The sequence below is a fragment of the Mycobacterium helveticum genome (assembly GCF_007714205.1).
Classification (GTDB): Bacteria; Actinomycetota; Actinomycetes; order Mycobacteriales; family Mycobacteriaceae; genus Mycobacterium; species Mycobacterium helveticum.
Genome location: NZ_VMQU01000149.1, coordinates 1 through 11,890, shown reverse-complemented (window position 1 = coordinate 11,890; position 11,890 = coordinate 1). Strand labels below are relative to the sequence as shown.

General features: G+C 68.4%; 10 protein-coding genes and 3 pseudogenes. 2 read left to right on the top strand and 11 right to left on the bottom strand.

Annotation, left to right across the window (positions count from 1 at the left end):
• The 8 genes and pseudogenes from FPZ47_RS23810 to FPZ47_RS23775 all read right to left on the bottom strand — a co-directional run.
• Positions 1–521 (bottom strand): acyl carrier protein (locus FPZ47_RS23810; protein ID WP_246859891.1); only part of this gene is annotated, 521 nt, incomplete at its 3' end.
• Complete coding sequence (locus FPZ47_RS23805; protein ID WP_144946042.1) at positions 518–2,263, bottom strand: AMP-binding protein; 1,746 nt, start codon at positions 2,261–2,263, stop codon at positions 518–520. The genes FPZ47_RS23805 and FPZ47_RS23810, both read right to left, overlap by 4 nt.
• 4 nt (positions 2,264–2,267) lie before the next feature.
• Complete coding sequence (locus FPZ47_RS23800) at positions 2,268–3,134, bottom strand: SAM-dependent methyltransferase (RefSeq protein WP_144946045.1); 867 nt, start codon at positions 3,132–3,134, stop codon at positions 2,268–2,270.
• Positions 3,135–3,207: 73 nt separating this feature from the next.
• Positions 3,208–3,732: pseudogene (locus FPZ47_RS23795) on the bottom strand (acyl-CoA synthetase); the annotation flags it as partial.
• Between the two features lie 499 nt (positions 3,733–4,231).
• Positions 4,232–5,986 carry an AMP-binding protein gene (locus tag FPZ47_RS23790; RefSeq protein WP_210419980.1) on the bottom strand — a complete coding sequence of 585 codons (1,755 nt, stop codon included), beginning with the start codon at positions 5,984–5,986 and terminating at the stop codon, positions 4,232–4,234.
• Positions 5,987–6,475: 489 nt separating this feature from the next.
• Positions 6,476–7,183 carry a thioesterase II family protein gene (locus FPZ47_RS23785; RefSeq protein ID WP_144946054.1) on the bottom strand — a complete coding sequence of 236 codons (708 nt, stop codon included), beginning with the start codon at positions 7,181–7,183 and terminating at the stop codon, positions 6,476–6,478.
• A 22-nt stretch (positions 7,184–7,205) separates the two neighbouring features.
• The gene (locus FPZ47_RS23780; RefSeq protein ID WP_144946057.1) at positions 7,206–8,072 is read right to left on the bottom strand and encodes a dihydrodipicolinate synthase family protein; all 867 of its coding nucleotides are present in this window, start codon (positions 8,070–8,072) and stop codon (positions 7,206–7,208) included.
• Positions 8,069–8,869, bottom strand: a complete 801-nt coding sequence (locus FPZ47_RS23775) for an aldolase (protein WP_144946060.1) — start codon at positions 8,867–8,869, stop codon at positions 8,069–8,071. The genes FPZ47_RS23780 and FPZ47_RS23775 overlap by 4 nt, the downstream gene beginning before the upstream one ends.
• Before the next feature lie 50 nt (positions 8,870–8,919).
• Here FPZ47_RS23775 and FPZ47_RS23770 point away from each other — a divergent pair, with 50 nt between their 5' ends.
• On the top strand, positions 8,920–9,444 hold the full coding sequence (locus tag FPZ47_RS23770; RefSeq protein ID WP_144946385.1) for a helix-turn-helix domain-containing protein: 525 nt from the start codon (positions 8,920–8,922) through the stop codon (positions 9,442–9,444).
• On the opposite strand, the gene FPZ47_RS23765 is transcribed toward FPZ47_RS23770, so the two are convergent.
• Complete coding sequence (locus tag FPZ47_RS23765) at positions 9,419–9,862, bottom strand: hypothetical protein (protein WP_144946063.1); 444 nt, start codon at positions 9,860–9,862, stop codon at positions 9,419–9,421. The genes FPZ47_RS23770 and FPZ47_RS23765 overlap by 26 nt on opposite strands.
• 98 nt (positions 9,863–9,960) lie before the next feature.
• On the opposite strand from FPZ47_RS23765, the gene FPZ47_RS23760 reads away from it, so the two are divergent.
• Positions 9,961–11,550, top strand: a complete 1,590-nt coding sequence (locus tag FPZ47_RS23760) for a purple acid phosphatase family protein (protein ID WP_144946066.1) — start codon at positions 9,961–9,963, stop codon at positions 11,548–11,550.
• Positions 11,551–11,554: 4 nt separating this feature from the next.
• On the opposite strand, the pseudogene FPZ47_RS23755 reads toward FPZ47_RS23760, so the two are convergent.
• Together FPZ47_RS23755 and FPZ47_RS23750 are read right to left on the bottom strand one after the other, a co-directional pair.
• Positions 11,555–11,674, bottom strand: a pseudogene (locus tag FPZ47_RS23755) (Rv2578c family radical SAM protein); the annotation flags it as partial.
• A pseudogene (locus tag FPZ47_RS23750) lies at positions 11,675–11,890 on the bottom strand (hypothetical protein); the annotation flags it as partial.

The following is an 11,890-nucleotide window of genomic DNA, read 5'->3' as shown; positions in this document are numbered from 1 at the left end:
TCGAAGAACTCCGCGTCGAAACCCTCGATGTCGTCCAGGAACGCCCCGAAACGCGTCGTGCCGGCCAGCGCCGCCGCCGACTCCGGCGAACCATCGTCAAACCAGCCCCACCGCTCCGCGGGCACCTCCCCCACCGCGCAACGACCCTCACCCAGCAACCGCCACAACGCCTCCGGCCCGTCCACACCACCGGGCAACCGGCAACCCATCCCCACCACCGCGATCGGCTCATCACTGCGCACCACCGAATCCCCGGAGTCCGCCGCGACTTCAGGCTCCGCGCCGGTGAGGAATCGGGCCATCGCGTTGATGCTGGGGTGCTGCCAGAACTCGATGGGCGAGACCGGCCGGTCGACCAGTTCGGACAACTCGCCGCAGAGCACCACCGCATCCCGGGAACCGACCCCCAGGTCCTTCATCGCGGCGTCGAGGTCGATGTCCTCGGGACTGCAGCCGATGTTGGTGACGAGATAGTCGACCAGCCAGTTGCGCAGCGCTGACTCCTCCTCGGGCGGGGTCATGCGTCCACGTCCAGCCGGGGAAATACGTCCTGGCGGTAGTTCTCGACGCACGCCGAACGGCGGACCTTGCCGCTGGTGGTGATCGGGATGGAGCCGGGCGCGACCAGCATCAGGTCGCTCACCTGCAGGCCGTGCACCTTCGAAACCGTCGATGTCACTTCGCGTTTGACGCCGCGCACCCTGTCCCGCTCCTCGTCGGGCGAGCCGCCCCGCGCCTTGTGCTCGCTGATCACCACCAGCCGCTCGCTGCGCTCGTCGGCGACGGTGATCGCCGCGACGCGGCTTCGGGTGATCTCCTGGACGGTCGCCTCGATGTCGTCGGGATAGTGGTTGCGGCCGTCCACGATCAGGACGTCTTTGATACGGCCGATGATGAACAGCTCGCCCTCGAAGATGACGCCCAGGTCCCCGCTGCGCAGCCAGCGGTCCTCCGGCGTGCCGGGCGAGGGGTTGGCGAGCCGCGCGCCGAAGGTGGGTTCCGACAGGTGCGGGTTGCGCCAGTAGCCGCTGGCTACGTTGTCGCCGTGCACCCAGATCTCGCCCACCTTGCCGGCCGGATTCTCGGCGCACGTCTCGGGATCGACGATGCGTACGGTGCACGCGCGCGGGGTGCCGTGGCCGACCAGCTCGGAACCGACTTCCTCGTCCCCGCAGCGCTGCGCGTAGCCGGCCGACAGCTTCTCGTAGTCCAGCCGGATGATCGGCGCGGGCCGGCCCGGGTTCGACGTCGTCACGTACACCGTCGCCTCGGCCAGCCCGTACGCCGCCCGCAAACCGGTGGCAGGCAGGTTGAAGCGGGAGAAGCGCTCGAGGAAGCGGGTGAACGTCGCGGGGTTCACCCGTTCGGCGCCGCTGATGAAGGTGTGCACGTCGCCCAGGTCCAGGCCCGCCATGTCCTCGTCGGAGGTGCGCCGCGCCGCCAGTTCGTAGGCGAAGTTGGGGGCGGGCGTGACGGCCTTGCTGGCGCCGGCCACCAGTCTGATCCACCGGGCGGGCTTCTGCAGGAAGGCAATCGGGCTCGTCAACACCGCATGCAGCCCGAACCGGACCGGGATGAAGATGCCGAACATCAGGCCCATATCGTGGTAGAACGGCAGCCACGACACGAGCGTGGCATCGCGCGGTGGGATGCCGCCGCGGTCCTCGAAGTAGTCGGACATGATCTGCTCGAGGTTCGTCATGACGTTGCGGTGCGTCACCTCGACACCGGCCGGAGCCCGGGTCGAGCCCGACGTGTATTGCAGCAGGGCCGATTTGGTCTGCGGCGTGCTACCGGACCGGCCGGCCGGCGCCCCGTAGAGGTCGAGTGCGTCGATCTCGATCACCGCCGGCGGCGGGCCGGGCAGCGACCGGACACACGCGTCGACGTCGCCGGCGGCCGCCGATGTCGTCAGGATCGCCGTGGGTGCACTGTCTTTCAGCGCGCTGGACACCCGCTCGTCGTGCGCGCCCAGCATCGGCACCGATAGCGGGACCGCGATGAACCCGGCCTCCATCGCGCCGAGGAGCGCGATCACGTACTCCAGGCCCTGCGGGGCGAGGATCGCGGCGCGGTCGCCCGGCGATCCGCAGGACGCCAGCTCCGCGGCGACGATCCGCGCGCGCTCGTGGACCTGACGCCACGTCAGTGTCTGCGCCTGCCCGGCGGGGTCGATGTCGTAGTCGACGAACGTGTAGGCCGGCGCATCCGGCTGCTGCCGGGCCTGGTCAGCGAGCGCGTCGGGAATGCATGTGTAGCCCAATGCTTCACACCCTTCGAAGAGAGAGCCGGTAAAGGTTCGCGTGGCCGAGCTGGAATTGCCGGATACATGCCTTGAGGTAGGTCTCGTAGGCTTCCGCTTTTTCGCGGCCGGTGATCTCGACCGCCGCGGCCATGTTCGCCTGCAGTCTGTCGAGCCAGGCCGCGCACGTGCGCGCGTAGTGCTCGCGATGGTTGGCCACCGACCTGACCTCGAAGAGCTTCTCGGCGGCGTGCACGATTTCGGCGAGCCTGGGCAGGTCCGATTCAGGAAATATGTGCTGCGTGATGAACAGGGTGTCTTTCAGCCCCTGCTCGTCGAGCGCGACGCTGCCCTTGCCGATGGTCTGCAGCGCCATGCCCGCCCCGGGCTTGAGCGATTCGTGGCACTTGTGGAAAAACGCCCGGTACGCCGCGACCTTACGCGACCGTTCCCACCCGAACTTCACGAAATGCTCCATCGCCCCGACGCTGATCAGCGCGTCGTAGGGTTCGTCGGGGACGAAGTCCGCCCAGTCCTGCACCCGCACGTCCAGGCGGGAGTCGTCGAGTTGCTCGATGTGGTGGGCCTGCGCCGCGCTGAGGGTCAGGCCCGTGACGTGTTCCACGTCGTGCGCGGTGACCAGCCGCTGCATCGCCGATCCCCAGCCACAGCCGATGTCCAGCACACGTTTTTGCGCACCCGCTCCGGCCAACGACGCCAGGTAGTCGATCTTCCGCGTCTGCGCCGCCGACAAGGAGTCCTCCTCGGCCTGCCACAGGCCGCACGAATACGTCATGGACTCGTCCAGCCACAGCGAGTAGAACGCGTCGCTGACGTCATAGTGGTGCCGAATGGATTCGGCCGATGCCCCCCGGTCGGTTGTCGTCGTCATGCCCCACACCCCTTCACTTTCACTGCAAACTGAGTTGGTCTTGGTTAGGATTCGGTGCCGTCCAGCGACGGCGTCACGCAGGGATTTCCATCCCGGCGAACTTGTCCTGCAGGTACTGCTGCGCGCAGGCCGAGCGGCGGATCTTGCCGCTCGTGGTGATCGGGATGGAGCCCGGCGGCACCACGACCACGTCGGCGACCCGCAGGCTGTGCGACTCCAAAACCGCCATCCTCACAAGCTGTTTGACGCTGCGGATGTCGACCGACCCGGGGGCCGCGGCGCGCCCCGCGGTGATCTCCTGGATCGTCGCCTCGATGTCGTCGGGATAGTGGTTGCGGCCATCCACGATCAGCAGGTCGTTGATGCGGCCCACGATGAACAACTCGTCGTCGGAGATGACCCCGAGGTCGCCGGTGCGCAGCCAGGGGCCTTCCGGCGTGCCCGGTGACGGGTCGGCGATCCGTCCCCCGAACGTCTTGTCCGTCAGTTGCGGGTTGCGCCAGTAACCGCCGGCGACGTTGCGGCCGTGCACCCAGATCTCGCCCACCTTGCCGGCCGGGTTCTCGGCGCACGTCTCGGGATCGACGATGCGTACGGTGCACCCGCGCCGAAAGCCGCCGTCTGGACGCGTCAAGGGGGAAGGCAAGGTTTTCATGGTGATCTCCGGCATGCAGTTATCCGGGTGTGTTCGGCGCGAGCTAGTGCTCTGCGAGAACAGCGGCGGACAGCTGGCCTCATTCCGAACTGGTTGAGAGTCTCAACGTGCACGACGTTTCACCCCGCAGGAGTAATTGTCAAGCCGCCGGTGTGCCTCACTTACTTTGAGCGCGTAGGTGAGGTGTTTCTGACGTTGCGACAGAGATTCGCGTTTGATAACCAACATTGTCGGGTTCCTGGATGGGTTCGGTGCGCCTTTGCTGGCGGTTCCAGGCAAGTCGGCGTTTGCGGGCTTGTTCGAGTCCGGCTTGTCATGCTTTGGGGATGGCCTCCCCTCGTCCTCGGTAGGTTTTTCGATTCGGCAAATCGACATCCCACCCTGTTGCGGCGATGAAGTCGTCAAGGATGTCGACCCGAGCGACGATGTCACGCACGGATTTCTATCCCGGGATTTCCATCCCGGCGAACTTGTCCTGCAGGTACTGCTGCGCGCAGGCCGAGCGGCGGATCTTGCCACTCGTGGTGATCGGGATGGAGCCCGGCGGCACCACCACCACGTCGGCGACCCGCAGGCTGTGCGACTCCGAAACCGCCATCCTCACAAGCTGTTTGACGCTGCGGATGTCGACCGACCCGGGGGCCGCGGCGCGTCTCGGCTTGAACTCGATGATCGTGACCAACTGCTCGCGCTGGCCGTCGGGCACCGAGATCGCCGCGGCGCGCCCCGCGGTGATCTCCTGGATCGTCGCCTCGATGTCGTCGGGATAGTGGTTGCGGCCATCCACGATCAGCAGGTCCTTGATGCGGCCCACGATGAACAACTCGTCGTCGGAGATGACCCCGAGGTCGCCGGTGCGCAGCCAGGGGCCTTCCGGCGTGCCCGGTGACGGGTCGGCGATCCGTCCCCCAAACGTCTTCTCCGTCAGTTGCGGGTTGCGCCAGTAACCGCCGGTGACGTTGCGGCCGTGCACCCAGATCTCGCCCACCTTGCCGGCCGGGTTCTCGGCGCACGTCTCGGGATCGACGATCCGCGCGGTGCAGGCACGCGCGCGGCCGTGGCCGACGAGCTCGGAGCCCCCGCCGTTTCCGAGACGCTGGGCGTAACCGCTGGACAGCTTCTCGTAGTCGAAACGGGCCGTGACGGGCGACCGCCCCGGTGTCGACGACGCTACGTACACCATCGCCTCGGCCAGCCCGTAGGACGGTTTCAGCGCGGTGTCGGGAAGGTTGGCGGACGAGAAACGCTCGGTGAAGCGCCGGATGGTCGCGGCGTGAATCCGCTCGGCACCGCTCAGGATCGTGTGCACGTTGCCCAGGTCGAGGCCGGCCATGTCGTCGTCCTTGGTCCGCCGCGCGGCCAGCTCGAAGGCGAAGTTCGGTGCGGCGGAGAAGGAGTGGTGGTCGGCCAGCATCCGCATCCACCGGGACGGCTTCTGCAGGAACGCCGTCGGGGTGGTGAGCACCGCGGGGAAGCCCCGCAGGACGGGAGCCACCACGCCCAGCAGCAGACCCATGTCGTGGTAGAAGGGCAGCCACGACACCATCGTGATGCCGGGCGGTGGCACCTTCCCGTTGTCCTCGAAGTAGTCCTCGATCACCTGGTCGAGGTTGGCGATGACGTTGCGGTGTGTCACCATGACCGCGGCCGGCGCCCGCGTCGAGCCCGACGTGTATTGCAGCAGTGCTGTTTCCGTTTGCGGCATCGTCGGCTCCGAGACGGTGGCGCCGGAGCCCGAGCCGGTCACCTCGTCGAGGCCCAGCGCGTCCAGCTCGATCACGGCCGGGGCGCGGCCGGGAACACCGCCCCTGCAGGGAACGACGGCGTCGACGGAGTCCGACGTCGTCAGGATCGCCGCGGGGGCGGAGTCTTTGACGGCCGCGTAAACCCGCTCGTCGTGCACGCCGAGCTGGGGGACCGGCAGCGGCACCGCGATGTAGCCGGCGGCCATGGCGCCGAGGAATCCGATGATGTAGTCGAGACCCTGGGGAGCGCATATCGCGATGCGGTCACCCGGCGATCCGCAAGAGGCCAACTCGCCGGCCAGCGCCTGGACGCGCCGCTGTACCTCGGACCTCGTCAGGCTCTCCGGGTAACCCCGTGGGTCGAGCTCGTAGTCGATAAACGTGAACGCGGCCGCGTCGGGCTCACGCGCGGCGTTCTCGCGCAGCATGGCTGGTATTGACCAATTCGCCACTTAACAACCCCCAGTAGTACGTTCCAGTAATACGTTCGCCCAGTAGCGAGCTGGACAGTTGATTCATTTCTTTCCCGACCCCGACGTCAGCATAACGTGCCCCAGTCGGGAGGGTCCGTCGGTTTTCGACTTGTACCCATTCGACAGGTATCTAAACGCGCCGCGTCCAATGACCGTGACGGTCAAAATGCGAACGTCCACAGATCTTCTTGTGTGTTTGCCGATGCGGCGACCGGGATAGGCCCGGCCGCGCGCATAACAGCGCGGACCGCGCGGAGCAGACCCCGGGTCGGTTTGTTGTCGGCTTTGCCCGGTGGCCGCGCGGCCGGTTCCGCGCCGTGCCGGCCGCCGGCGGCCCACGGGCACGCCCCGGCCGGCCCGCCACCGAATGTGGAGTTCCACACACCGCGAACCCTCAGTCAAGCCACAGCGGACTGCTAACCCCTTGCGACGGAGGTTGATTCGCCGGTCAGCTCGGCGTGTCGCCCGTCAGCCCCGGCACCAGGAGGACATCTTGTCCTCGATGTCGCCCACCAGCTCCGGCAGGTGGTCGTCGAGATAGAAGTGGTGGCCGGGAAACACCCGCGCGGCGAACTCCGAGGAGGTGCGTTCCGACCACGGGGCGACTTTCTCGGCGGTGGCGACTTCATCCGTGTCCCCCATAAACGCGAAAATGGGACAGGAAACCCTGGCGTCGGGGCCGCATTCGTAGTTCGTGATCGCCTTGAAGCCCCGCAAGGTCGGCAGGATTTGCGCGGCGAACCGCTCGTCGGCCAGAAACTCCGGGTTGACGCCGGTCATTTCGCTCACCGCGTCGAGCAGCCCGCGATCGGAGTCGGGAATGTCGTCGTAGCCGATCCGGCCGGGCGCCGCACACGCGGACACGAACAGGGCGGCGATCGGATTACCCGCCGCCTCGAACCGGCACGCGACCTCGAACGCGACCAGCGCCCCCATGCTGTGGCCGAAGAACGCGACCTTGTCCCCGGAACGGTCGTTCGGGGGCAGCATCCGGCAGACCTGGTCGGCCAGGTCATCGATGCCGGTGAAGGACGCGAGGTCCTGCGTGCCGCGCCGTCCGGGATATTGCACCGCAACGCATTTGACGTTCGAGAACGTCTTGGCGAACGGGACGTAATACTGCGCCGATCCGCCGGCGTGCGGGAACACGTAGAGTTTCTGCGTACCGCCGCTCACGAATCCACCGTACCCGGGTCGTTCAGGTGCCCGGCAGCAACTCCCGCAGCGCCGCACGGCCCCGCTCGTCGAGCGGCAGCAACGGCGGGCGCGGATCACCGACCGGGAAGCCGAGCAGTTCCAGTCCCGCCTTGACGGTGGTGGCCAGTCCCCCGGCGACGATGAACTCCAGCAAGCCTTTCAGGTCGTCGTAGCGGGCGCGCGCCGTGTCGAGGTCACCCGCGCGCACCGCGTCGTACAGGTCGAGGCACGGCTGCGGCCGCAGATTCGTTGCGGCCGTGCACCATCCGGAGGCGCCGGCCAACAACGCGTCGAGCACCAGCGGGTTGCTGCCGTTGTAGAAGGGCAGCCGGCCGCCGGACAGTTCGGCGATGCGCCGCATCCGGGACAGATCGCCGGTGGATTCCTTGACCATCGTGAGGTTCTCGATGGCCTCGAACATGGTGACGAGCAACTCGGGGCGCATGTCCACGCCGCTGGTGGCCGGGTTGTTGTAGGCCATGATCGGGATCTCGACGGCGTCGCCGATGCGGCGGTAGTGCTCGAGGATCTCGCGTTCGGTGAGCTTCCAGTAGGAGACCGGCAGGACCATCACCGCGGCGGCGCCGGCACGTTGGGCGTATGCGGCGCGCCGGACGGTCTTGGCGGTCGTCACATCCGACACCCCCACGACCACGGGCACCCGGCCGGCGACGGTGGCGAGGGTGGTGTCGACCACGCTGTCGAACTCGGGTTCCTCGAGGTAGGCCAGCTCGCCGGTGCTGCCCAGCGGGGCGATCGCATGCACGCCGTCGGCGACCAGCTTGTCGACCAGCGCGGCCAGCCGCGCCGTGTCGATACCGGTGTCGGCGAACGGGGTCACCGGGTAGGCGATGATGCCGTGGATCACCGGCGACCCCCCTCGGTGGTCAGCGCGTCGGGATGCCGGGCCAGCGCGCGACGGGCGTAGTAGGCGAAGTTGGCGCGGCTGCGCTGCGGGGTCAGTGTCCAGTCGTGGGCCTCGCGGGCGAGTTGCTCGGGCAGTTGCCGGACGGTGCCGGCGGCCATGGCGGCCAGCTGCAGCCTGGCGGCGCGCTCGATCAGGATGCCCAACGAGCACGCCTCCTCGACGCTGGCCCCGGCCACCACCTGGCCGTGGTGCGCCAGCAGGATTGCCTTCTTGTCGCCGAGCGCGGCGGTGATGATCTGGCCCTCCTCGTTGCCCACCGGAACGCCGGGCCACTCGGCCAGGAACGCGCAGTCGTCGTAGAGGGGCGTGGTGTCCATGTGGGAGACCACCAGCGGCACCTGCAGCATCGACAGCGCCGCGACATGGAAGGCGTGGGTGTGCACGATGCAGTGGACGTCGGGCCGCGCGCGATAGATCCAGCTGTGAAAGCGGTTGGCGGGGTTAGGCGTTCCGTCCCCGTCGAGGACGTTGAGGTCCTCGTCGACCAGCAGCAGGTTACCGGCGGTGATCTCGTCAAACCCGAGCCCCAGCCGCTGGGTGTAGTAGGTTCCCGCCGCTTCGGCCCGTGCGGTGATCTGACCGGTCAGACCCGAGTCGTGCCCGGCGTCGAACAGGGCGCGGCAGGTCAGCGCCAGCTTCTGGCGGATGCTCAACCGCGGATCGTCGACGTGGGCGCTGAGCTGCTCGGCGGCGCGGCGCATCAGGTCGGACTTGGCATCCGAGAACGTGGCGGCCATATGACACAATATAGCACTCAAGGAAACTTCGTGTCATGGAAGGGACTCCGGTGACGGCACTACTGCGCGCGGTCCGCCGGGAACGCGGCCTGACGCTGGAGGGGCTCGCCGCCGCCACCGGCCTGACCAAGAGCTACCTGTCCAAGATCGAGCGCGGCCTCAGCACGCCGTCGATCGCGGTCGCCCTCAAGGTCGCGCGGGCGCTCGACGCCGACGTCGGGCGGCTGTTCTCTGACGAGGCGGCCTCCGAGAAGATCGCCGTCGACCGGGCCGGGCACCCGCGCGGCGAGCGCTACCAGGCGCTGGGGTCCGCCCTGCTCGGAAAGTCCATGTCGCCCTTCATCGTTCGTCCGAGCGAGCACGGCGCCGACGATCCCCATCCCGAGCACGCGGGTCAGGAGTTCGTGTTCGTGCACGCCGGGGACGTCGAACTCGAATACGGCGACTCGACCGTCGCGCTCGGCGCCGGCGACAGCGCCTACTTCGACGCGGCGGTCGGCCACCGGATCCGGGCGGTGGGCGGCCGACCGGCCGAGGTCGTCGTGGTTGCTACCAGGGACGCGTCGAGCAGGTGACCCCGGTGGTGGCGTTCTGCGTCACCACGACCTTGCCGTCCACGGCGATCTCGCAGTGCAGTTGCGGGGTGGACCCGGAGCCGCAGTCCGGCCAGTGGCACCCGCCGCTGGCGTTGACGAACGCCCACTGGTTCGGGTCCGCCAACGTGGTCGTGTACACCAGCGGCTGGTCCGCGCTGAATGTCGCCGGCACGGTGTTCATGTACCGCGACGAGTTGTCGTCGAAGGCGGACCGGCTGGGCGGGTCGGTGTTCATGTACCGGACCTGACCGGTCAGGTTGCCGGTGGCGCTGACCGTGTAGGTCACCTGATGGCCGGCCGGGTCGGCCAGGGAGGTCGCGGGCGTGAAGGCAGCGGCGACGGCCACCGCCGCCACTGCCGCCCCGGATACCCTGATCGCTTTCCGCACGTTGATCATGTCGGAGACGGTACCGAATGCGTTACGGATGGCTGCGCCGAAACCGGCGTTCACCGGTGGATATGCCGACGGTCGCCCGCGTCGGGTATGAAGCATGCATGACCGACGAATCCGAGCCACCCCGCACCGTCAGCCGCCGCAGGTTGTTGACGACGAGCGCCGCCGCGGCGGTCGGCGCGGGCGTCGGACTGGGCGCCGGCGCGCTGCTGTGGTCACACCCGCACGGGCCGGGCGTCTGGTATCAACCGGACCGCACCGGTGCGCCGCCGGTGTCCGGGCTGCACCTGCAGTTCGGCAGGAACGCCGGCACCGAGGTGGTGGTGTCCTGGCACACCACCGAGGCCGTCCGCAATCCGCGCGTCATGCTGGGCACGCCGGCGTCGGGCTTCGGGCGCACCGTCGCGGCCGAAACCCGCACGTACCGGGACGCAAAGTCCCACAACGAAGTTCGGGTCAACCACGCCCGCCTGACGGACCTGACCCCGGATTCCGACTACGTCTACGCCGCGGTGCACGACGGCGCCGATCCCGTGACCGCAGCGGTGCGGACCGCGCCCAGGGGGCGAAAGCCATTGTGTTTCACCAGCTTCGGTGACCAGTCGACGCCCGCGCTGGACAAGTTGGCCGACGGCGGCTACGGGACGGACAACATCGGGTCGCCGGCGGCCGCCGACACCACGCTGGCGATCGAACGGGTCGGGCCGTTGTTCAACCTGGTCAACGGCGACCTGTGCTACGCCAACCTCGCCCACGACCGGATCCGCACCTGGTCGAACTGGTTCGAGAACAACACGCGCTCGGCGCGCTACCGGCCCTGGATGCCCGCGCCGGGCAACCACGAGAACGAGTTGGGCAACGGGCCGATCGGCTACGCCGCCTACCAGACGTACTTCGCGGTGCCCGAGTCGGGCGCCACCGGGGAACTGCGCGGCCTGTGGTACTCGTTCACCGCGGGCTCGGTGCGGGTGATCAGCCTCAGCAACGACGACGTGTGCTTCCAGGACGGCGGCAACTCCTACGTGCACGGCTACTCGGGTGGCGAGCAGAAGCGCTGGCTGGCAAGCGAATTGGCCAACGCGCGACGCGACCCGGACGTCGACTGGGTGGTGGTGTGCATGCATCAGACGGCGATCTCGACCGCCGACCAGACCAACGGCGCCGACCTGGGCATCCGCGAGCAGTGGCTGCCGCTGTTCGACCAGTACGGGGTCGACCTGGTGGTGTGCGGCCACGAGCACCACTACGAGCGGTCGCATCCGGTGCGCGGCACGCTCGGTACCGACACCCGCACGCCCGAGCCCGTGGAAACCGGCAACGGGGTGATCGACGCGACCCGGGGAACGGTGCACGTCGTCATCGGCGGGGGCGGCACCTCGCTGCCGTCCAACGGAATGTTCTTCCCCGACCGGCGCTGCCGGGTGGTGATGGGTGTCGGCCCGTTCGACCCCGCGATCGGGCGCAAGGCGCCGATCTATGTGACCGAGGAGGCGCCGTGGTCGGCGTTTCGCGACCGCGAGTATGCGCACGGGTTCGCGGCCTTCGAGGTGGACCCGGGCTCCCCCGGCGGCAACACCTCGATCAAGGCGACGCACTACGCGCTGACCGGGCCGTTCGGCGCGGTGACCGTCGTGGACGAGTTCACGCTCACCAAGCCGCGCGCCGACAAGCCCCGCGCCGACAGGCCATAGAACACAGGCCCTCGAACTGCGGGTGCCGCACGCTGCGCAGCAATCCGATCCGCTGCAGCCCGGGCAGCGCCCCGTCCTCGACGGGCGTCCCGTTGACCGCGACGGCCTGACCGGACCAGCGCATCTAGAAGAGTGGGGGTTCGTCGTCGCCGGTGGGTTCGTGGGGTCCGAAGTAGGCGCTCTGCCGGTCTTTTCGGCGTGCCGTGCGCGCGTCGCGGTTGTGGATGCGTTCGGTGGCGATGCGGGCGGCGCGGTGTTGGGCGCGGGTGCGGGTGCGGCGCGGCATCATCGCGGTGCGCTCGGCGCAGTAGTCCTGGGCGGTGGGGTCGATCTCGGGGGC